Below are 23,897 nucleotides of genomic sequence, written 5' to 3'. Positions count from 1 at the left end.
TGTGGCGGTCCGTTTTCTTGGTCTTGTGGTTATCCAAGCATTATCCAAGCTCTATCTAAGCATTCGGGTGGGCTATTCACAATGGGCGGACTAAAGATTTCATTCCCGCCACGACAAAGCCTGTAACCCGTCAGGCAATATGCCGGCGCAACAGGTCCATGGCGGCATTAAGCTGCGTCATGCGTTGATGCGATCCATAATTGCTGTCGGGGTGGTGGATGGCGGCCAGAACGCGATATTTGGCGCGGATCGACTTTATGTCGGGCCGGGCATTGGGCGCAAAACCCATGACATGCAGGGCTTCGTTAAAGGTCGTGACCCCGCGATCAAGCGGTTCGAACGCCAGATTATCGACGATGGCGCGCAGACGTTCGAGTTCCTCGCGCGATTGCAGAAGTTCGACCGGTGGCTCGTGCTGCCGCTTTTTCATCGCGTGGGCTTCTTCAAGGGCCTTGCGTTCGGCAGCAAGGATGTCGGCCTTTTCAACGCGCATCTTGACCTCGCCCTTGTCAAAATGAAGCGCCATGTTGAGCGCCTTGCGCACCGCGATGATCGAATGCCCCGGTGGCAAACGCAATTGCAGCCTTGGTTTGCGCCGCCAGGGGCGGCCTTCGGCGGGGCCGGATTTCAGGACGATGGTTTCGCGATCACCGGGGGGCGGATCACCCGGATCCTCGTAATCCTCAATCGCGCCCTGGGGCACAATCAGCATGACGGAACGCGCCAGATCGGCGGCATTCACACCGCGCTTGGTCGCCAGCGCCAGAACGGCATCACGGAAAACCGATGAACATGGAATGGTATAGGATTGTTTGACGGATTGTGTTGCCATCGCCCCTTTATCGCCCCCTGCCCTATTTTCAGCTTTGAAATCAGCCTGTTAGATGACGCTTTCAGATATTGCCGTTCGTGAAACTGCCTGTTGAGGCAAAGTGTAGCGGTCGGGGACTCGGCCTGCAACTGCGTTTGTAGGCAAAATTGAATCGCTTCCGATTCATCCACAGGGAAAATCGGCGGTTTTGGGTTGATATTTTGAGAAGATGACCCAATTTAATACATTGATATTAAATGATATTTTTGGTTTTGGCAGAATTTCGCCTGACGCATCTTTGGTGTTTCATCAGCAAAAATCCGCGACGGCCTTCCGGGCACAAAGGAACGCGGCAATTTTCCGGTAATTCATTGTTATGAAATGATTATTCTGGATTTCCGGAAGTGCATTGCAGTTGGGTGGGCTTCCGGCATTTTCATCCATCCGGTGTGCCGGTCTGCTGCGTCGTGGTCATACCAAAGCGTGTTACCTACAAATGCAGTTGCATGTGGCAATATTCGAAACATAACCGAAAGTAAATGGTGTGTTAATTTCACACCTGATCAGGTGTTTTGAGCGGTTTTTGCCCGTTTTCGGGTCCATTTTGATGATTTTGAACCCTCGCCCGCAATACATTAAACAATTGATTTAATTTGATTTAATTCGAATTTCCAGTTTCCGCCCGATGGATCACGGCTATGGCGACAGTATCGTTTCGGTTTGTTTTCTAATTCTATCTACGAATGTAGTTTTTTGGTTGGATTTCGACGAAATTGCCGTGCCTGCGGGGCGGTTCCACACCCGTCCGGGCGCATTTTGACACCCTTTACCACATTGTTATTGAACGGTTTTTCAGAAATCCGCCCAAAAACGACAAAGGCTGTGACGGGCGTCACAGCCTTTGGATCGTCAGATGATCTGCAAAATCAGGAATCGGCTTCCAGCACGTTAATCACCTGCGGCAGGATGCGTTCAACGATCACCTTGACCCCATCGGCATTGGGATGGATGCCGTCATCCTGATTAAGGCTGGAATCGGCGGCGACCCCATCAAGGAAGAAGGGATAGAAGGCGAGCTGATATTCTGCTGCCAGTTCGGGGTAGATTTCATTGAATTCAGCCCCGTATTCCTTGCCCATATTGGGTGGTGCCATCATTCCGGCCAGCAGAACAGCAACATCGCGATCGCGCAGTTTTCCAATGATGGCATCAAGGTTTTCGCGGGTCTGGGATGGCTCCACCCCGCGCAGCGCGTCATTGGCACCCAGTTCAAGCAACACCACATCGGGATCATCCACCAGCGCCCATTCAAGGCGCGAAAGACCCGCCGCCGTCGTATCGCCAGAAACCGAGCTGTTAACGACCTTGACGTTATGGCCGGCATCGCGAAGGGCAGCTTCAAGCCGTGGGGCAAAGCCATCCTCGTGCGAGAGGCCGTAACCCGCCATCAGGCTGTCACCATAAAGCATCAGGGTTTGCGGGGCATTGCCCGCAGCACTGTTTGCCGCATTGTCAGCCGCCTGGGCATCATGGATGCCAAACAGGCTCATGGCGCCAATCAGAATGCCAAAAGCCATACCGGCACAGCGGAACAACCGGCGGGAAAGCCCGCCCAAAAGTCCGGTTTTTTGTTTGAAAGTGAACTGGTTAACAGCCGGGTCTTGCCCGAACAGCGTATATGCCACAAATCTCACCTTATGTTTTGTCATCCTGCACGGACGGTTACCCGTTGGTTACCTGCTGGTCACTCATTGGTTACCTATTGGCTCCCTTGGTATAAACAAGTTTGAACCGCCGATACTAAATTCCGTACAGTTATTTAACCCGTTTCCTTAACCTTGCAATGCCTTAGCCCGATTGGACCTGTAATGAGTGTTACCGAAACTGCCACTATCGCGGATAAAAACACGGCCACGACCGAGGCCGGGCGTCAGCGTACCGTCGATGTTTCCGGGCTTAAGCTGAGCCTTAAGGGACCGGCGGGGATTGTTGATATCCTCAAAGGGGTCGATATCCAGATTGATGCCGGCGAACGTGTCAGCCTTGTCGGGCCATCGGGATCGGGCAAAACATCGCTTTTGATGGTGATTGCCGGGCTGGAACAGGCGCAGGAAGGCACGATCAATATCTGTGGCGAGGATTTGCGCAAGCTTGATGAAGATGGTCTGGCCCTTTATCGCCGCCATCATGTCGGCATCGTGTTTCAGGACTTCCACCTTGTGCCGACCATGACCGCCCTTGAAAACGTCGCCCTTCCGATGGAATTTGCCGGACGCAAGGATGCGTTTGAACGCGCCGAGGCGGAGCTTAAGGCCGTCGGGCTTGGCCATCGCATCGGGCATTATCCGGGCCAGTTGAGCGGTGGCGAGCAGCAGCGCGTGGCACTGGCACGTGCGCTTGCGACCGATCCGGAACTGCTTCTGGCGGATGAGCCGACCGGCAATCTTGACGGGGCCACGGGTGAAACGATCATCGAATTGCTGTTTGATCTGGCGAAACGCAAGGGTTCGACTTTGCTTTTGATTACGCATGATCCGGGGCTGGCATCGCGGTGCGACCGGTCGATCATGCTGCGCGACGGGGAAATCGTTACGCAACAGGATGCCGACATATGAGCCGTATTTCCCAATCCACCAACGGGGCGGAAAAGCTGTGGTCGATTGCCTGGCGGGTCTGCCGACGGGAATTGCGCGGCGGGTTTTCCGGCTTTCGCATTTTTCTGGCCTGTCTGGCGCTTGGCGTCGGATCAATTGCTGCGGTCGGAAACGTTTCGGAATCCGTTTTAAATGCGCTTGAGCGCGATGGCAGGGCCCTTCTGGGCGGGGATGTCGAGCTTCGCCTTGTGCATATGCCCGCAAGCGAGGAACAGCAAACCTGGCTTTCGGAGAATACCGAACGCATGGGCGAGCTTGCGACCATGCGCGCCACCGCCTATGGCCCGGAGCAGCGCAGACTGGTCGAGCTTAAGGCGGTTGATGATGTCTATCCGCTGTTTGGCGAGATGGAGCTTGCCGACGGTATTGCGTTTGACGGTGCGCTTTCCAAAAAGGACGGTGTCTGGGGCGGTGTCGCCGAGGCCGGGCTTCTGGAACGGCTGAAGATCAATGTCGGTGATACGGTGCGCCTTGGCGATATCAATATCCAGGTGCGTGGCGTGATCGCAACCGAACCCGACAAGGCGGTTGGCTTTTTCAATTTCGGCCCGCGTTTGATGGTGTCGATGGATGCGCTTTCCGATACCGGGCTGGTGCAGCCCGGCAGCCTGATCAATTATTATTACGCTTTGGATCTGAATGATGCGGAAACGCCAAAGGTGTTTCGCGACCGGCTTGACGCGCAGTTCGAGGATGCCGGATGGCGCGTGCGCGATGTGTCGGATGCCAATCCGGGCCTGCGGCGGTTTATTGAACGGCTGACGCTGTTTCTGACGCTGGTGGGGCTTTCGGCCCTGCTGGTCGGCGGGATTGGGGTTGCCAATGCGGTGCGCAGCCATATCGAAAGCAAAACATCCGTTATCGCGACGCTTAAATCCATCGGGGCATCGCATGGTTTGGTGTTGCGGATTTACTTCCTGCAAATCCTGATGCTGTCGCTTGTCGGGATTGGTATCGGGCTTCTGATCGGGGCGGTCACACCGGCGATCATTGCACCGCTTCTGGCCGGGCGTTTGCCGATTGATGTGACATTGGGTCCGGCATTGCCGTCGCTTCTGATTGCAACCGCATTTGGCGTTCTGACCACACTGGTCTTTGCCATGCCGTCGCTTTTGCGTGCACGTGAAATTCCGGCAGCACGGCTTTTCCGGGCCAGTGCGGGATTGATGAATGGCAGTGCGCTTCGCAAACGTGACCTGCCCTATGTTGGTGTGCCGCTTATCCTGTTGCTTCTGCTTACGGTGTTTACGGCGACGGATCGCGAGATCGCGCTTGGCTTTATCGCCGGGTCGCTTCTGGCGATTGCGGTTTTTGCCGCGGCGGGCAAGGCAATTGTATCGCTTTCAAAACGGATGACCGGCGGGCGGAATGCCTTTAGCCGACTGGCGCTGGCGAACCTGCACCGGCCGGGTGCGAGCACGGTGCCGGTTGCGCTGTCGCTTGGGCTTGGTCTGACGCTGCTGGTGACGATTTCGGGGATCGAGGGCAACCTTGATCACGAGATCAACGAGAATTTGCCGGACTCCGCCCCGGCGTTTTTCTTCCTTGATATCCAGCCTGATCAGATGGATCAGTTCAAAACGCAACTTCTTGAAAAAGATAACGTTTCGGATATCGAACAAACACCGATGCTACGCGGGCGCGTGGTTGCGATTGACGGGGTGGATGCCAATGATGTTGGTCCGGGGGATGATCGCTGGTTCCTGCGTGGTGACCGTGGCCTGACCTTTGCGGCAAGCCCGCCGCCGGAAACCCAGATCGTGCGCGGGGAATGGTGGCCAGCCGATTATGACGATGCCGCCAAGCCGCTTGTTTCCATCTCGCGCGATATTGGCGAGGCATTCTCGCTGGAGCCGGGTGATACATTGACCGTCAATGTGCTGGGCCGGGATATCACCGCCGAGATTGCCAACTGGCGTGAAATCGAATGGCAAAGCCTTCGGATGAATTTCGCGATGGTGTTTTCGCCGGGCCTGATCGACAAGGCGCCCTATAGCCTGATTGCAACCGCGCATATGCCGCGCGAAATGGAAGAACCGGTTGATCGCATGATCGGCATTGATTTCCCCAATGTGTCGGCCATCCGCGTGCGCGAGGCGCTTGAAGCCGCCAATGCCATTCTGGCCGGGATCGGAACGGCGCTTAACGCGACCAGTTCAATCGCGATTGTCGCCGGGGTGCTGGTCCTTGCAGGCGCAGTTGCCGCCGGGCGGCGCAAACGGATTTATGATGCGGTTGTTCTCAAGACGCTTGGGGCGACGCGCGGCAATATCCTTTATGCCTATGCGCTGGAATACGGGATTTTGGGGCTTGCGACCGGGGTGATTGCCGCCCTGTTTGGCAGTCTTGCGGCATGGTCGGTTCTGGTGCTGATCATGGAAGCAAGCTGGACGCTTCTGCCGATGACTATCTTTGGCCCGATTGCGATTGGTCTGTTCGCGACCCTGTCGGCGGGCTTTATCGGGACGTGGCAGGCGTTACGCAGCCCTGCGGCACCGCTTTTGCGCAACGAGTAACATCAGCACACAACAACAAAAAGGGCTGGTCCATCACAGACCGGCCCTTTTCATTTTGACCTGGTATCGGCTGGAATTATGCCAGATCGCGAAGGGCACGGCGGACGACCTTGCCGGTTGTCGTCATCGGCAAGTGTTCCATGAAGGCGATTTCACGCGGATATTCGTGGGCGGCCAGACGGGTTTTGACGAAATCACGGATATCGGCTTCAAGCTCCGGACTTTGGGTAAAGCCATCGGCCAGCACGACGAAGGCCTTGACGATCTGGCCGCGCTGTTCGTCGGGTTTGCCGATCACACCGGCCATGCGTACGGCGGGATGGCCGATCAGGCAATCCTCGATCTCGCCCGGGCCGATGCGATAACCCGCGGAACTGATCAGATCATCATCGCGCCCGACAAAACGGATATAGCCATCTTCGTCAAGTTCGCCCATATCGCCGGTCAGAAGCCATTCGCCAATGAATTTATCGCGGGTGGCTTCGGGGTTGCGCCAATATTCCAGAAACATCACCGGATCGGGCGACCGAACCGCAATCCGGCCCATTTCGCCCGCAGGCAGCACATTGCCCGCCATATCGATCACCGCAACATCATGCCCCGGCACGGGGCGGCCCATGACGCCGGGTTTGGGTTCCATGATCGACTGGCAGGAACTGACCACCATGTTGCATTCGGTCTGACCATAAAACTCGTTGATGGTAACGCCAAACACCCGACGCCCCCAATCAAGAAGTTCTGCACCCAATGTTTCGCCACCGCTTGCAATTGATCGGATATTACATTTGAACTTTGCCGCCAGATCATCCCCGGCGGCGCGCATCATCTTGAGCGCGGTTGGCGGCAGGAAGGTATTGCGCACGCCATATTCGGCAATCAGGCCAAAGGCGGCCTCGGCACTGAATTTTTCAAAACGATGGGCCACGACCGGCTTGCCGTGATGCCAGGCCGGCAAAAGCACATCCAGCAACCCGCCGATCCATGCCCAGTCGGCCGGGGTCCACATGACATCGCCGTCCTGCGGAAAGAAATCATGCGACATTTCGACACCGGGCAAATGACCCAGCAGCACGCGATGGGCATGCAATGCGCCTTTTGGCTGGCCGGTGGTGCCGGATGTATAAATGATCAGGGCCGGTTCATCGGCGCGCGTTTTGACCGGTTCGAAATCGTCGCTGGCCTCGGCCGAGAGTGCCTTGAAATCAAAACAGCCTTCAGGCGCACCATCAATGACATAGACATATTCAAGGGCCGGGAGCAGATCGCGGATTTCAGCAATTTTGCGCGCCCCTTCCCGATCGGTCACCAGTGCCTTGGCGGCACAGTTGCCAAGCCGGTATTCAAGGGCCTCGACCCCGAACAGGGTAAAGAGCGGCACGGCAATACCACCCATTTTATAGGTCGCGATATGGGCAACGGCGGTTTCGGGGCTTTGTGGCAACAGAATACCAACCCGATCCCCGCGCCGGATGCCATGGCGGCGCATGACATTGGCAAAGCGGTTCGACAGACGTTTGAGCTGGGCAAAGCTGTAATCGCGGCGTGAACCATCGCGCCTGCGATACATCAGCGCAAGACGATCCGGATCGTCTGCCCACTTGTCGCAAACATCGACACCAATGTTGAAATGGGTGGGTACGTTCCAGACAAAATCCGAACGCACCGACGCGTAATCCGCACGAACCGGCAGCATGTTTCCTCCCTGTATCCGCCACGTCTTTTTGATTTTTTGATTTCACGACGTTTTGGTCGGCGACATGCTAGTCGATGCATCCGCAAATATGAACCATTTTGTCATGCGCCATCAGGCACGGCCCGGTGTCATACCGAACGGTTCAATCTAAATGGAAAGGGCTCTAGCGCGCCGGATCAAGCAGGAAGGTAAAATTGGCCGGTTGGCCGGCATCGGTAAAGGCCGTGGCATGACAGCCAAGGCAGGTGCCATCGGCCTGATGCTGGATAAAGCTTTCGAGTGCGGTATTGGTCAGAAAACGCGGAATTTCCCCGACACCAAACGGGGCCCCACCGCCATTACCAATCCATTGGGTTCCGAGCAGAAAATAGTTCTGCAAGACACTGCCTTCGAGTTTGCGCTGCCAGACAAAATTGGCTTCGGCCGTGCCGGAAAACAGCCGCCAGCATCGGACAATATCGGGGGCAGCAACCCTGTTTCCATCGGGGTCACGGGCATAGGGTGGCTGATCGGCCCAGCGCAGATCGGACCTGATGATCCCGTTTGCTACGCGATCCTTTTTACCTCCCAGTTCACCCCCGCCATAAAAGATGTAATCGCGGTCGGTTTTTTCGGGTGCCAGACAGCCATCGGGGAAAAGGTCGTTTGCGATGATGCTGTTGGGACGTCGGGCATTGTCGGCCAGCGGTGCATTGTCAGCATGTTCGAAGCTTGACCAGATCCAGCGATCACCATTACCGCTTTTGACCCGCTGGACGATATGCAACCCGACCAGTCCGACCGTGACATCAAGGCATTTTGCAACACCGTCAAGCGTATCATCGGCAGCAAGCGCAATCCGGGCCGGGCGGGTATAGTAACGATCCTGATCCGCGGGGCTGGTAATGATCCGCCAGGCGAATTTCGTCAGTTGCGCACCGGGTGTCAGCCAGGTCTTGTCACTGGCGAGCAATTCCGAATTATCGGCGACCTTTCCGCCGGCCGACAGGGTCAGCATCGGGAATTCCACCGACTGGCCGCTTTGGGCAAAGGTCAGACGCCCCTGCGCCGTCCCAAGACCATTCCAGCGGATATAATCAGCCGCAACATCATTGATCCGCGTGTCATACAGGATGAAATTACCCGCCTGATCAATCAGGATATCACCCGATGACTGGATAAATGCCGACAGCAGCAGATGCCCGCCAGGCAACCCGGCGCGGCAAGAGGCATTGGCCTTTGCGACATCACCAAACACATCATTCTTGGTGGCATAACTTTCCCAAAGCCCATGCCCCGCATCGGGTTGGCGATACCCGGTTGCAATCGGCGCACCCGCATCATCATGGGGCCATAGCAGCGAAACAAAGGATTGCCACGAAAAACGGTCAAAAGGACGCTGTGCCTCGTAGGCGACGAAGCGATAGATGAAATTGGCATCGAATTCGGGCACGTCGACGGGCATGGCGGCACAAAGTCCGCCCACGCCGGTTGTCGCGCAAAATTCATCTTCGGGATAAACCGCGTTGAAAACCGGTATCTCGTTGGCCTTTTTCGATGCGACAAAATTTGGATTCTGGGCGGATGCCGCAGACAGGGTGACAAGCAGAACGATGCAGGCAACCAGCAATCCAGCAACAAGCCGCAGCAAAGTCACCGGTAAAGACCGATCCGGGTTTTCTGACATATCATTGATATCGAAAAACTTTTTTCGCATGCCCGATCAATCCGTAATCACAACCGGCAGAAAAGCACGGTTCGTGAAACCTGATACGTGATTATAGGCCGAATTGACCAGAAAGTCGCGAGAGCACATCCCGCGCAGCCAAGTGAACAAGATCACAATATCGTCAGTCCGAAACGAAAGGTCATCGGCCAAACCGTTGCTTTTCACGGAAATCCTGCCATATTTTCAGCATCGCAGAGTTCTATGAACATTCTGCCCGTTATGGATCAAAGAGGGATTTCAATGGCTTTTGAAACGCGTCAACGCGGCTATGACGTCTCGGTTGGCCGGTCGGCGGCCGAGATTGATGAAGGTCTCCGCGCCTATATGCTGCGTGTCTACAACTATATGGCATCCGCACTTGCCCTGACCGGTATCGTCGCGATGGCTGTGTCGACCAGCCCTACCCTGATGCAGGCGATTTTCGGAACCGGCTTGCACTGGATCGTGATGCTGGCCCCGATCGGCCTCGTCCTGTTCCTGAGCTTCCGCATCCACAAGATGAGCTTTGGCGCTGCACAAACCACATTCTGGATTTATGCGGCTCTGATGGGTCTGTCGCTGTCGTCGATCTTCCTCGTTTACACGGGTGAAAGCATCGCACGGACCTTCTTCATCACCGCAGGCACCTTTGCCGCGATGAGCCTTTATGGCTACACGACGAAGAAAGACCTGTCGGGTTGGGGAAGCTTCCTGTTCATGGGCCTGATCGGGATTATCCTGGCCAGTGTCGTGAACATCTTCCTTGGCAGCACGATGCTTCAGTTCGTGATCTCTGGTGCTGGCGTTCTGATCTTTACCGGTCTGACCGCCTATGACACCCAGCGGATCAAGGAAAGCTATCATGCGCACGATGATCAGGCGACCGCAGGCAAAAAAGCCATCTTTGGCGCCCTGCAGCTCTATCTGGACTTCGTGAACCTGTTCGTAATGCTGCTTCAGTTCTTCGGTAATCGCGAATAGAACTGATCCCGGCATTCGCAGTCGGAAAACCCCGCATCCGAAAGGCTGCGGGGTTTTCTTTTGCCTGCTTGAAACGTGACAGGAACCGGATTACGATGCCTTGGCTTCGCTGGTGCCACCGGTTGCATCAATCACCGATTGGCGCTGAGCGAGTTGGTGAAGCATGTTTTCAGCCCGGGTAAAGCTGCCCGAAGCCGCGCGCGCCGCACCGCGTGCAGCCGCCTCGTCAAATGCCTCGTAGGCCTGCGAGAAATTCATCCGTGCCTGGGATATCAGCTTGATATCCTTTTCCGCGGCACCGGTCGAAAACTGGACACTGCCAAGCGCAAACATGGCCCGCCCCCAGAGGTAGGGATGATCCCGTCTGGAGCAAAACTTGAGCGCGGCCTGAAAAACGGGGATCACCTGTTCGGCGGGGACGCCGATGCTGCCGATAGAGGACTGGGCGACAACGGATTCGGCCAGACCATAAGCGATCTGCGCATATAGCACCGTGTGCGCCTTTGCATTCACCAGCCCCAGCGCCCGACGATAATGGCCGCTGGCGGTTTGCGCCATTTCGATATCTTCGGTTTCCTTGGCGTGGATCATCATGGCCTCGCCCAGTTTGCCAATGGCAATTGCGCGGGAAACGGGCGTACCGGCCATCAGTTCAAAGCGACGCTCGAGAAGCTTCCACAGTCCAATCGCCGTCGCACCCGAACGCGCGTTCATGTTGCTGACCATAGACCAGTTCAAAAGCGTGCCATACAGCGCCAGAACTGCTGAACGTTCAGGATTGATCAGGGACAGATCACCGATCCCGCGCAGCATGTCTTCGGTTTTGGCAATGGTTTCGACGGCCTGTTGCTGGGTGACGCGTTCATGCAAAAGACCGGCTGGCTGCTTGGCCTTTTTGACTTCTTTTGGCGGTTCTGCCGCAAAGGTCAGGAATTCACGGACGATTGGTTCGATGGCGCGGATGGCGCTGACGCAATAGCTGCGTTCGCCGGTTTCAGCCAGCATGACGGCACCAAAGGCATAGGCGGCTGCCACCCCCTGCCCGACATCGTCAAAGCTTTCGCCGTTATTGATCCGTTCCTGAAGGTCTGCGAGGTGAGATGTCAGACGTGCCACCTGCAGGGCGCGCTGATCATGGCCACGCGCGCGTGCCAGCAATTCACAGGTCAGCAGGATATGCAGGGCAGCAGCCGTATCCTTGTGCTGCGGCTGACGAAAGGAATGAACAAGCGGCAGCAGCAATTCATAAAGCGGGGAGGCCAGCAAATCGTTGCTGAAATGAACATCAAGCCCGCCGGTATCCGGATTGGTCTGCCCCCAGAATACCGCCGTGGCATCCTGACGCCGGGCCAAGTTTAACACACCGGCATGGGCTTCGCGCACGGCCTGAAAGGCATCCGCAATATCGGTATTGATCGCGACATGCCGACCCAGCATCAATGAAGCGGTATCAGGAATATCGGAAAGGGTTCGTTTCAGCCAGTCACCGGCCTGATCGGGCAAAGGCGTTCCGGATGGATCTTCGGGAACAAAATGGGCAATGGCATACAGGCATGGCTCAACACGGTCCCCCGGCATATCGGCCGGAGCAGAACCGTCTTCAACCATTTCCCCGGTTGTAAAGATGGACTTGAAAACAAGCCCCACCATGGACCAGAAGCCCGCCATTTATCCCCTTCTCAAACGTCCTTCGTCATCCGTGGCCGGAGGTTGACTTAGATGATTGTGATATAATCACTTGTGGCGGCGGCGGCGTCAATAATACGCCGCCCCATTTCACACCATACAGAAGGATAAAGAGACCCGTTACGTATAGGGACAGGTCGGGAAATGCCCCCGGATTTTAGTAACTTAGATTAATTCCAGGGACGACGACGCACCCGGCGTTCCTTTGCCGAGCCGGACCACGGGCCGGATTTTGTCGGCGCTGTCGTTCCCGATTGTGGCGCGCCGGCCATTTCGCGCAATTTGGCGATACGGTTGGACATGCTCGGATGGGTTGAAAACAGGTTGTCCACGCCTTTGCCCGAAAGCGGGTTGGCGATATACATATGCGCGGTCGCAGGATTGCGTTCGGCATCCATATTGGGAATGGTCCGAACACCCTTGTCGAGTTTGTTCAGCGCCGATGCCAGCCACATCGGATGGCGGCAGATTTCCGCCCCGATCTTGTCGGCTTCGTATTCGCGGGTACGCGAGATTGCCATTTGCACCAGCATCGCGCCAAGCGGTGCCAGAATGGCAACAAGGATCATCCCCACCCCGCCCAGCGGATTGTTGTTGTCATTGCGACCACCACCGAACATCCCGGCAAACATGGCAAAGTTCGCCAAGGCGGAAATCGCCCCGGCAATGGTTGCGGTGATGGTCATGGTCAAGGTGTCGCGGTTTTTAATATGGGCCAGTTCATGGGCCATCACACCGGCAATCTCGTTGCGATCAAGCAACTGCATCAGGCCGCTGGTTGCGGCGACGGCTGCATTTTCCGGGTTACGCCCGGTGGCAAAAGCATTGGGCTGGGGATTATCGATCACATAGACCTTGGGCATCGGCAGCCCGGCATTCTGTGCCAGTTCGCGCACCATCGAAACCAGTTCGGGTGCCGTGCGGTCATCCACCTGTTTTGCGCCACGCATGCGCAAAAGCATGGAATCCGCATTCCAGTAGGCAAACACATTCATCGCCGCAGCAAACAGCAATGCGATGATCATGCCCTGCTGTCCACCGATCATCATGCCAACCACACCAAACAGTGCAGTCAAACCGGCCAGCAGCAAACCTGTACGCACATAATTCATGGTCGACACTTCCTTTGACGAATACTTCGGCCAGAAGATAGGGAGAAGTTACGCCAAGGCAAGCATGACCGGAATTTGATGAGATCAACGTCACAGGAAAGAAAAGAAAACAGCCGGACCACGGGGTCGGGGGAACTTTATGGTCCGGCTGTTATGCAACGGTTTTCGTTACTCCGCGGGCTGCTGCGCGTCAGCCCCATCAAGTGAACGAACCTCGTTGCGTCGGCCCATCTTGCGCACCAGCACGTAGAACACCGGTGTCAGGATCAGACCGAAGATGGTCACACCCAGCATCCCCGAGAAGACGGCGATGCCGATGGCCTGGCGCATTTCGGAACCCGCACCGCTTGAAATCACCAGCGGGACAACGCCCATGATGAAAGCAAGCGACGTCATCAGGATCGGCCGCAGGCGCAGGCGACTGGCTTCGATTGCCGCCTGAACGGTTGTCCGGCCCTGATGTTCAAGCTCGCGGGCGAATTCGACAATCAGGATGGCGTTCTTTGATGCCAGTCCGGCCAGAACGAACAGACTGATCTGGGTGAAGATGTTGTTGTCACCCCCAAACAGATAGACACCAAAGGCAGCCGAAAGCGTACTCATCGGGACGATCAGGATGACCGCCAGCGGCAAGGTCAGGCTTTCGTACTGGGCCGCCAGAACAAGGAAGACCAGCAGAATACAAATCGGGAAGATGAAGATTGCCGTGTTACCCGCCAGAATCTGCTGATAGGTCAGGTCCGTCCATTCATAGGACATTCCCGGTGGCAATGTTTCTTCCAGGATTTTTGTAATCGCGGCCTCGGCCTCACCACTGGAATAACCCGGTGCGGCGTTGCCGTTCAGATCAGCCGAACGGAAGGCGTTGTAACGCATCGCGGTATCCGGACCGAATGTTTCGGATACGGAAAGAACACTGCCAAGCGGAACCATATCGCCATCCGCGTTGCGTGTTTGCAGACGCAGGATGTCTTCCGGACTGGACCGATAGGGTTTGTCCGCCTGTGCGATCACCTGATAGGTACGACCGAACTGGTTGAAGTCGTTGACATACATGGAACCCAGATAGATCTGCATGGTCCGGAAGATTTCATCGACCGGAATGCCGAGCTGCTGGACCTTTGTACGGTCAAGATTGGCCTGCAATTGCGGGACGTTGATATTGTAGCTTGAGAACACACCGGTCAGTTCAGGTGCTGCCCATGCCTTGGCCAGTACCTGTTTCATGGCGTCATCAAGCGCACGATATCCCTGGTCGCTGCGATCCTGCACCTGCAGTTTGAAACCGCCCACCGTGCCAAGACCCTGAACCGGGGGTGGCGGGAAGATTGCAACGAAGGCCTCGTCAAGTGCGGCATATTTCTGTTGCAGCTTTCCGGCAATCGCCAGCCCCGACAGATCATCGGATTTGCGTTCGGCAAAGTCGGTCAAGGTCACGAAGACGATGCCGGCACTTGAGCTATTCACAAAGCCGTTGATCGACAGGCCGGGGAAGGACACGGCACTTTCGACACCGGGTTCCGCCAATGCGATTTCAGACATTTCGCGAATGACTTCTTCGGTACGGTCCAGTGTCGCGCCCTGCGGCAATTGTGCAAAGCTGACCAGATATTGTTTGTCCTGCAACGGAATGAAGCCGGATGGCAAAATCTGGAAACCCTGCCAGGTCAGAACCAGCAATCCGGCATAAACCGCCATCATGATGGTTTTCATCCCCAGCAACCGTTTGACACCCCCGCCATACAGTTCCGTACTGCGGTTGAAGAACCGGTTGAACCAGCGGAAGAACCAGCCAAAGACAAAGTCCATGGCGCGGGTCAGCCAGTCTTTCGGTGCGTCATGCCCTTTCAGCAGAAGTGCCGACAGAGCCGGGCTGAGCGTCAGGGAGTTGATGGTTGAAATGATCGTTGCAATGGCAATCGTCAGGGCGAACTGCTGATAGAACTGCCCGGTCAGGCCACTGATGAAGGCAATCGGAACGAAGACGCCGGTGATCACGAGAGAAGTCGCAATGATCGGCCCGGTGACTTCGCGCATCGCAGCCACAGTTGCATCGCGCGGCGAAAGACCACGTTCGATATTACGTTCGACGTTTTCGACCACCACGATGGCATCATCGACCACGATCCCGATTGCCAGAATGAGCCCGAACAACGACAGCACGTTGATCGAGAAGCCCAGCAACAGCATCAGGGCAAATGTCCCGATAATCGACACCGGCACGGCCAGCAGCGGAATGATCGAGGCACGCCATGTCTGCAGGAAGATTGTCACCACCACAACAACAAGGGCGACGGCTTCGAGCAGGGTTTTGATCACCGACTTGATCGAGCTTCGAACAAAGACGGTCGGATCGTAAACGATGCTGTATTCAAGACCTTCGGGGAAGTTTTCCTTAAGCTCCGCCATGGTTGCGCGAACGTTGCTTGAAATTTCAAGCGCGTTGGAACCGGGCGATGCAAAGATCGGAAGGGCAACAGCCGATTTGTTATCAAGCAGGGAACGCAGGGCGTATTGCTGTGCTTCCAGCTCGACCCGGGCGACATCGCCAAGACGGGTTACAGTGCCGTCTTCGTCACGATTGATGATGATTTCGGCAAATTCCTCGGGCGTTTCGAGGCGCCCGTGAACATTGATCGGCAACTGGAACTGCACACCGGTATCATACGGTGCGCCGCCAATCGTACCCGCCGCGACCTGCACGTTCTGGCTTTGAATGGCCGAAACAACATCGCCCGCGGTCAGGCCGCGTTCGGCAACCTTGTCCGGATTAAGCCAGATGCGCATCGCGTAATCACCCGACCCGAACAGACCGACCTGCCCGACGCCCTTGATGCGGGCTAGCTGATCCTTGACATTCAGGGTCGCGTAGTTGCGCAGATAAAGCATGTCATAGCGGTCATTTGGCGACAGCAGATGCACCACCATCGTCAGATCCGGGGACTGCTTTGACACCGTCACGCCAAGCTGACGGACGATATCAGGCAGGCGCGGTTCGGCCTGCGATACCCTGTTCTGGACTTTTTGCTGTGCCAGATCGGGATCGGTCCCGATTTCAAAGGTCACGGTCAGGCTGAGACGGCCATCGGTCGTTGCCAGCGAGTTGACATACAGCATCCCCTCGACCCCGTTGATCTGCTCTTCAAGCGGGGAGGCGACGGTCTGCGCAATTTCGGCCGGGTTTGCACCGGGGAATTGCGCTTCGACCACGACGGTCGGCGGCACGACTTCCGGATATTCGGAAATCGGCAAATTCAGCATGGCAATTAAACCTGATAACAATATCAGGACGGATAGAACGCCAGCGAAAATCGGGCGATCCACAAAGAATCTGGATATATTCTGCATAACGGTCAGCCTAGTCTTTGCGCGCAGTCAAGCATCCGTCAGGATGCCGAGGCCTGCAGAATTTCAGGAGCAACAGGCATACCGGGTCGAACTTTCATGATCCCGTTCACAATCACCATGTCACCGGGTTCAAGCCCGGATGTCACGATGCGGCGCCCGTCAACTTCGGAACCCAACGTCACCTGACGATAGGCAACCGTGTTATCCGACTGGACCACGTAAACGAATTTACGGTCCTGATCGGTGCTGATTGCTTCTGGTGAAATCAGGATGACATCCTTTTGGCCCGGTGTACCAAGCTGCAGGCTGGCGAAGCTTCCGGGCAGCAGGGCGCCGTTGCTGTTTTCAAACAGGGCACGGGTGCGGATGGTACCGGTACGGGTATCAATCCGGTTATCAAAGCTGTGAACGAAGCCGGAAATGGTTTCGCCACCGGCAACAGTCATGCGAACCGGGATTTGCTGTGCTGCACCGCCGACCTTGTTGGCGTCATAGATGCTGGCGAAATAGGTTTGTTCGTCCAGATCGAAATCGGCATAGATTTTACCGGTCGAGACAATCGTGGTCAGAACCGGGGCGTTCGGCCCGGCATTCACCTGATTGCCGACGGTCAGCTCAACCCGGCTAACACGGCCATCAATCGGTGCCTTGACGAAGGCATGATCAAATTCGATTTCGGCAAGTTCGAGCTGCGCCAAGGCGCGATTGACCTGGCTTTGAGCGACCTGATGGGTGTTGACGCGTTCGTCAAAGACACGTTTGGAAACGGTGCCATTGGCCACCAGTTTCTCGGCACGTGCCTTTTCCTTGGCGGCAAGCGACAGGGTCTGGCGGGCGGCAGCCAGTTCGGCCTTGGCTTCGTCAACGGCGGCCTTGTATGTGCGGGGATCGATAACTGCCAGAATATCGCCTTCCTTGACGATCTGGCCATCTTCGAAGCGGATATCGACAATGGCACCACTGACCTGCGGGCGAAGCTGGACTTCCTCAACCGCACTCAGACGGCCGGAGAAATTGTTCCACAGCCTTACGGACTGGCTATGGACGCCTTGGACGGTAACAGGGGTGATTTGCGGTTCGGCCTGTGCGACGGCTTCGTCGGCACCGGCGGAACCAATCATGCTAAGCCCGTAACCACCGGCAGCAATCGCAACGATTGCAGCTGTGGCAGGCAGCAACATTCTCAGTTTGGATCGTGATTGCATCTTTCCATTTCCCAATAGCGTTACCCGCGCATTCGCGGACAGAATAACGGGAAGATGCGTACCGATCGGTTTGTTCGCAAGAGCGAAATGAAAAAAAATTGCAGTCGTTCTAAATTTTACGGATTATTCAGCAGCCGACAATGGGGCCTCTTTGGCCTTCATATCCCTGAATTCACAGCGCAAATCAAGGATTCGGCAGATGCCGACACGCAAATCAGACCGAACAGTATCGGCACAGTTAAAAACCTTGCCATATGTCAGCGTGCCATGCACGAACTGGAAAACAAGACGCGCAAGAGTCGTGACGTCAGCATCGCCCGAAAGCATGCCCTCGCCCTTCAGGCCGCGAATCATCGAGGCAAGATACTTGATCTGTTCCTCGGCCAGTTCGCGCGAACAGTCCTGAATTTCGATATCTTCGGGGCCGACCTGGCCACCGGCGGTAAAGATGGGGCAGACACAGACCTCTGTATCGCCCGGTACGCCCTGCGTTTTCTGCTTGTTCATGACCAGGTCGATATAGCGGTTCAACTGATCAAGCGGGGCGATTTCAGGGGAAAAGATGGATCTGAGTTCATCCTTGCCCTTGTCCCAATGATGACGGGCAGAGGCGGCAAACAGGGCCGCCTTGCTGTCAAAGTGATGATAGAATGCACCCTTGGTGACCCCTGCATGCTTGCAGACATCACTGACACCAATATCGTGATAACTGCTGGTCCACAGCAATTGTATGGCTGTCTCCAGCAGCTTTGTCCGGGTCTCGGCAGCGTTCCTCATTTTCACACCATTTTTTTCGTCTTCTGTATTCAATATACGTACCGGTTGGTATTTTTCAAGGCTTCCACGGCCTTTATTGTATTTTCATCATATAAAAACGGCAGGAGGATGGCAGTAAATTAAATCGATTCAATTACTTCGCGGCCAGCACCCTCTTTAAAAAAGTTGCCAACCAACTGGCATCCGGGTGCTCCTGACATTTCGGGAGATATCCACACCCCGGCGAAGCCAAAAAAAAGAGGGCACCGAAGCGCCCCCTTTTTGCGAAAATCCGTGACGGGCCGATCAGCCGCCGACCATGGCCCTGATCTGACGGTTGGCCACCGTGATCATCGACAGGTCGATCTGCCCTGCGGCACGCAGTTCGTCGATCAATTGGTCACAACGGGCACAGCCGCGCTGATGATCATCAACCCATTTCCGAACCAGATCACCACCCACCGTGCCGTTCTTGCCAGAGGCAAGCACCACACGCGTCAGTTCGCGCTGATGACCAAACAGATCATCAATCGCGGCAGCACGGGCCAGTTTCTGCCAATGGGTTTCGGCTTCGATGGACTCGGCTGCTGCACGCAGCAGGCCAAGCTGGAAGCGTGCGCCGATGGCAAAATAGGTTGCCCCGACATCGATGACATCACGCCCGGTTGCCTCGGCGATGCGGACGATATCGCAAACGGCGACCATCTGCTGCATTGCCGCCACACGGCGGGCCAGATCTTCGGGCACACCCCGATCGATCAGGGATTGCGATTTCTGATCCAGGGTCGTGCGGAAGGCCGCATCGGCAGGAACGATGTCGTCAAATGCCTCGATCACCTTGGCAACCGCCGGACGGAACAGCGCGATCTTTGCCCCGACATTCAATTCCTCGCAATTGCGCAGGAACCACAGGGTCACATCTTCGACCATGCGATTGATGTAGGAGAACATCGCGATCTGAACCTTGGCATCGACCTTGTTATCGAGGGCCTCGATACCCGACCACAGTTTGCGCAGACCAAACACCGCACGGGTAATCAGATAACCGCGCGATACATCCACCGCCGAAAGCCCGGTTGCCTCCATCATGTCATGCACGAAGGTGCCGCCAACGCGGTTGACCAGACTGTTGGTCCCCACGGTTGCGATGATTTCGCGTTTCAGACGATGGTTGGAAATCGCCGCGCTGTATTTTTTACGTACAGCCGTCGGGAAATACCGCACCAGTTCCTCGACAAGGATCGGGTCATCAGGCAGATCGGATTTAAGCACCTCGTCATACAGCCACAGCTTGGCATAAGGCATCAGAACCGAAATTTCCGGACGGGTAAGGCCCTGATGGGCAGCCGTGCGACGTGCCAGTTCCTCGTCATCGGGAAGATATTCGATTTCCCGGTTCAGACGACCTTCGCGTTCGAGCATCCGGATCAGGCGAACCTGCGCATCAAGCGCATCCCCGCCCCCGGCAAAGGCGTTCGAGATCGCCTGGCTTTGCAGATAGTTGTCACGCAGCACCAGATCGCCGACCTCGTCGGTCATCTCGACCAGCAGTTTGTTACGCTGCTTTTCGGTCATGTCGCCGGCGGCCACCACTTCGCCCACAAGGATCTTGATATTGACCTCGTGATCCGAGCAGTTGACACCCGCCGCATTGTCGATGGCGTCCGTATTCAACCGTCCACCAGCATGGGCATACTCGATACGACCGCGCTGTGTGCAACCAAGGTTGGCACCTTCGCCAATGACCTTTGCCCGGATATCCTTGCCATTGATGCGAATGGCATCGTTGGCACGATCCCCGGCATCGGCATTCGATTCCGTCGATGATTTGATATAGGTCCCGATCCCGCCGAACCACAGAAGTTCAACATCGGATTTCAGGATGGCTTTCATCATCTCGGCCGGTGTTACCTTGCCGGTGCCAAGATCAAGCAGCTTGCGGACCTCAGGCGAGGGATCAAGCGTCTTGGCCTTGCGGTCAAAGATTTCGCCGCCCTTTGACAGGACCTTGGTATCGTAATCGGCCCAGCTTGAACGCGGCATATCAAACAGGCGCTGCCGTTCGGCAAAGCTTTTCGCGAGATCCGGGTCGGGATCGACGAAAATATGCATATGGTTGAAGGCGGCAACCAGCTTGATCTGTTCGGACAACAGCATGCCGTTGCCAAACACGTCACCCGACATATCGCCCACACCGGCAACGGTGAAGGGTTCTTTCTGGATGTCCTTGCCGATTTCGCGGAAATGACGTTTGACCGATTCCCACGCACCGCGTGCGGTAATGCCCATTTTCTTGTGGTCGTAGCCCTGCGAGCCACCCGATGCGAAGGCATCGTCCAGCCAGAAGCCATAATCACGGGCCACACCATTGGCGATATCCGAGAAGGTCGCGGTGCCTTTATCCGCCGCCACAACCAGATAGGGATCATCGTCATCAAGACGGCGCACACGCTCCGGCGGGATGATGTCGCCACCGACAATATTGTCAGTGATATCAAGCATCCCCGACATCAGCGTTTTGTAACAGGCAATGCCTTCTTCAAGGAATGCTTCGCGACCGCCATCGACCGGGGGCCGTTTAACGACAAAGCCACCCTTGGAACCGACCGGCACAATGACCGCGTTCTTGACCATCTGGGCCTTTACCAGACCCAGAATTTCAGTGCGGAAATCTTCCTGACGGTCTGACCAGCGGATACCACCACGCGCGACCGGGCCACCACGCAGATGGACGGCCTCGACCCGCGGCGAGTAGACAAATATTTCGCGCCAAGGACGCGGAAGCGGCAGATCTTCGACCATGCCGGAATTGAATTTTACCGACAGATAGGGTTTCGGATTGCCGTCCTTGCCATACTGGAAATAGTTGGTGCGAAGCGTTGATTGAACGAGATTGAGGAACGCACGCAGAATACGGTCCTCGTCCGGGTTCATCACATCTTCAAGACGGGTGATGATATCGCCTTCGATGGCCTCGGCTTCAACGGCCAGCCCCGGATCGCGATCCGGATCAAAGCGCGCAATGAACAGATCAACAATCGTCGCCGCAAGACCCGCATTATTGGCGAGTGTTTTGGCCATGTAATCCTGCGAGAAGGCCGATCCCATCTGGCGCATGTATCGGGCATAGGTCCGCAGGATGACGACTTCGCGCCAATGCAACCCGCCCAGCAGAACAAGACGGTTAAAGGCGTCGTTTTCGACTTCGCCATGCCACATGCGAATGAAAAGTTCCTGGAACTTGTCACGCACATCATGCAGGTGGAATTCGCCGTCCACCAGCACCCCGAAATCGTGAATGCGGACATTCACATCCGTATCGCGCGGTTCAACCTTGAACGGGTTCTCGGTGATGACCTTGAGCCCCATGTTTTCAAGCATCGGCAAAACATCGGAAAGCGGCACCGGTGCACCGGGATTATAAATCTTGAAGCGCAGTTCATTCTCGGCCGCTTCGATCGGGCGATACAGGTTCACCCGCAGGTCCGATGATTTGATCACATCTTCGATACGGTCGATATCAAGAGCGGCGGTATCAACACCAAAACGATCACGATAGTCGCCCGTGAAACTTTCGCCGTAACGACGGTAAAGTGCCAGACCGCGTTCTTCGCCCATTTCACGCACCAGCACCTGACGCAGGGTATCCGCCCAGTCACGTGCGGTTTCAACAAGCTGGCGTTCGATATCGGCAACATTGTATTCCGGCAATTCACCCGGCGTGGTTTTGACCAGAAGGTGCAACCGCGCAAGCGGGCTATCGCCGATCAGGGTGTAATGTGCCGTGACCTTGCCATCAAAGGCGGCTTCGATCACCGACTGGAACTTCATGCGAAGCTTGGTCGAGAACCGATCTCGCGGGCAGAAAACCTGACAGGAAACAAACCGTTCAAAGGCATCACGGCGCACGAACAGCGCAATCCGCTGGCGTTCCTGCAGATGCAGGATGCCCATGCAGATATGATACAGATCGTCGAGTTCGATCTGGAACAGTTCGTCACGCGGGAAGGTTTCAAGGATATTGACCAGCGCCTTGGCATCGTGGCTGGCTGGCGGGAAGCCGGCGCGCTTGATGGTTTCGGCAAGCTTCATGCGCAGAAGCGGGATCAGACGCGGGCTGAGGTTATAGGCGACCGAGGTAAACAGACCGACAAACAGGTGCTGACCGATGACCTTGCCATCGTCATCAAACTGTTTGACCACAATGGTATCAAGATGCACCGGACGGTGGACGGTTGACTGTTTATTGGCCTTGGTCACCATCAGAAGGCTTGGCTGTGCAACGAAGGCCTGCACTTCGGACGACAGATTGCCGATCTGGCGCAGTTCGTCAAAGATGTGGGTGCCTTCGCGGCGCAGAATCCCGAGCTGGCTTTGGGGATTAACGTCCACCTTGGCTTTCTTGCCCGTACCGCTGAATTTATATTCCCGGTAGCCAAGGAAGGTGAAATGGTCGTTGTGAACCCAGCCCAGGAAATCCTGGGCTTCTTTCTGGTCTTCTGCAGAAATACCGGTTGGTGCGGTTCTGATGCCTTCCAGAACTTCGGCGACTTTTGACAGCATTGCCTGCCAGTCCTCGACCGAAAGACTGACATCGGTCAGAACATCTTCCAGACGGTCACGGATTTTCTGCAGAACGGCTTCGTCGGTCTGTTCGTCAATTTCAAGATGCATCACGGATTCACGCGGTGCATCCGAGCTTTCGACAGCTTCGACCGACTGCAATTCACCACGATCATCACGCGCGATACGCATGATCGGGTGGATCACCAGATGAACCGTCAGGTCGAATTCGTGAAGGGCAGATGTCACGGAATCCACCAGGAACGGCATATCGGTGTTGATCATCTCGATCACGGTGTGATCGGATTTCCAGCCATGCTCTTCAAGATCGGGGTTATAGACCCGGATCTTGGCGGCATTGGCCGATGGGCGCTTTTGCGCGAATTTGTATAAAGTCAGTGCCGCGCCATAAAGCGAGTCGACGGATCGACCTGCCATGTCGTCAGGCGGTACATCCTTGTAAAAAAGGCGAACGAATGCTTCTGCATCCTTCGCCATCTTACCGGTCAAGCGTTGCTGGATCTGTTCGACAACCTTGTCGATGACTTCCCGTTTCGGGTCGTCGCTTCGGGCTTTCATGTCCAATTTCCCTTTTTATCGGTTCTGTTTGCCAGAACCGAAGTGCCGACCTTTGCGGGCGGCACTACACACCTCGGATGTCACATGTATTTGGGAAGACAACCTGAAGTTCCCCACACCCGGAAATGACGGAAAACTGCAGCTTCCTTCCAAGGCTACACATAGCGGATCATCTGCCTAAAAACTATGCTTCTGCACAAAAAAAAATCGTTCGCTCAATAGGTTCCGATCGACGGAACCCTGTATTCCAATTGGGGATTGTCACAGAATTTTACACTTTGCTGCGCTGCAAAATCATCTAAGCTT

Annotated in this window: 13 protein-coding genes; 3 read left to right on the top strand and 10 right to left on the bottom strand. The window is 55.8% G+C overall.

The features are described from left to right. Positions 1-130 precede the first annotated feature (130 nt). Complete coding sequence (locus tag AUP42_RS08700) at positions 131-832, bottom strand: J domain-containing protein (RefSeq protein WP_062950972.1); 702 nt, start codon at positions 830-832, stop codon at positions 131-133. A gap of 905 nt (positions 833-1,737) precedes the next feature. Next, positions 1,738-2,496, bottom strand: a complete 759-nt coding sequence (locus AUP42_RS08695; protein WP_231858205.1) for an arylesterase — start codon at positions 2,494-2,496, stop codon at positions 1,738-1,740. Between the two features lie 183 nt (positions 2,497-2,679). On the opposite strand from AUP42_RS08695, the gene AUP42_RS08690 reads away from it, so the two are divergent. Continuing rightward, the gene (locus AUP42_RS08690; RefSeq protein ID WP_082824715.1) at positions 2,680-3,426 is read left to right on the top strand and encodes an ABC transporter ATP-binding protein; all 747 of its coding nucleotides are present in this window, start codon (positions 2,680-2,682) and stop codon (positions 3,424-3,426) included. Beyond that, complete coding sequence (locus AUP42_RS08685; protein ID WP_062950971.1) at positions 3,423-5,981, top strand: ABC transporter permease; 2,559 nt, start codon at positions 3,423-3,425, stop codon at positions 5,979-5,981. The genes AUP42_RS08690 and AUP42_RS08685 overlap by 4 nt, the downstream gene beginning before the upstream one ends. A gap of 76 nt (positions 5,982-6,057) precedes the next feature. Here the strand turns inward: AUP42_RS08685 and AUP42_RS08680 are convergent, their stop codons facing one another. Together AUP42_RS08680 and AUP42_RS08675 are read right to left on the bottom strand one after the other, a co-directional pair. Next, the gene (locus AUP42_RS08680) at positions 6,058-7,674 is read right to left on the bottom strand and encodes an acyl-CoA synthetase (protein WP_062950965.1); all 1,617 of its coding nucleotides are present in this window, start codon (positions 7,672-7,674) and stop codon (positions 6,058-6,060) included. Positions 7,675-7,837: 163 nt separating this feature from the next. Further along, positions 7,838-9,370: a hypothetical protein gene (locus AUP42_RS08675; RefSeq protein ID WP_062950963.1), complete on the bottom strand. Its 1,533-nt coding sequence runs from the start codon at positions 9,368-9,370 to the stop codon at positions 7,838-7,840. 252 nt (positions 9,371-9,622) lie between these two features. Here AUP42_RS08675 and AUP42_RS08670 point away from each other — a divergent pair, with 252 nt between their 5' ends. After that, on the top strand, positions 9,623-10,342 hold the full coding sequence (locus AUP42_RS08670) for a Bax inhibitor-1/YccA family protein (RefSeq protein WP_062950961.1): 720 nt from the start codon (positions 9,623-9,625) through the stop codon (positions 10,340-10,342). Between the two features lie 90 nt (positions 10,343-10,432). On the opposite strand, the gene AUP42_RS08665 is transcribed toward AUP42_RS08670, so the two are convergent. From AUP42_RS08665 to AUP42_RS08640, 6 genes are all read right to left on the bottom strand, one after another. Beyond that, positions 10,433-12,010, bottom strand: coding sequence for a hypothetical protein (locus tag AUP42_RS08665; RefSeq protein ID WP_062950960.1), 1,578 nt, complete (start codon positions 12,008-12,010; stop codon positions 10,433-10,435). Positions 12,011-12,198: 188 nt separating this feature from the next. Beyond that, positions 12,199-13,140: a zinc metalloprotease HtpX gene (gene htpX / locus AUP42_RS08660; protein WP_062950958.1), complete on the bottom strand. Its 942-nt coding sequence runs from the start codon at positions 13,138-13,140 to the stop codon at positions 12,199-12,201. A 168-nt stretch (positions 13,141-13,308) separates the two neighbouring features. Further along, the gene (locus AUP42_RS08655; RefSeq protein ID WP_062950956.1) at positions 13,309-16,488 is read right to left on the bottom strand and encodes an efflux RND transporter permease subunit; all 3,180 of its coding nucleotides are present in this window, start codon (positions 16,486-16,488) and stop codon (positions 13,309-13,311) included. 38 nt (positions 16,489-16,526) lie between these two features. Beyond that, on the bottom strand, positions 16,527-17,693 hold the full coding sequence (locus AUP42_RS08650; protein WP_062950953.1) for an efflux RND transporter periplasmic adaptor subunit: 1,167 nt from the start codon (positions 17,691-17,693) through the stop codon (positions 16,527-16,529). Between the two features lie 123 nt (positions 17,694-17,816). Next, complete coding sequence (locus tag AUP42_RS08645) at positions 17,817-18,470, bottom strand: TetR/AcrR family transcriptional regulator (RefSeq protein WP_062951351.1); 654 nt, start codon at positions 18,468-18,470, stop codon at positions 17,817-17,819. Between the two features lie 285 nt (positions 18,471-18,755). After that, positions 18,756-23,591: an NAD-glutamate dehydrogenase gene (locus tag AUP42_RS08640; protein ID WP_062950951.1), complete on the bottom strand. Its 4,836-nt coding sequence runs from the start codon at positions 23,589-23,591 to the stop codon at positions 18,756-18,758. Positions 23,592-23,897: the final 306 nt, after the last annotated feature.

It is taken from the genome of Thalassospira lucentensis, from assembly GCF_001613805.1.
GTDB classification, from domain to species: domain Bacteria; phylum Pseudomonadota; class Alphaproteobacteria; order Rhodospirillales; family Thalassospiraceae; genus Thalassospira; species Thalassospira lucentensis_A.
Note: the sequence above shows the minus strand (reverse complement) of the source record. Positions and strands in the feature narration are given on the sequence as shown.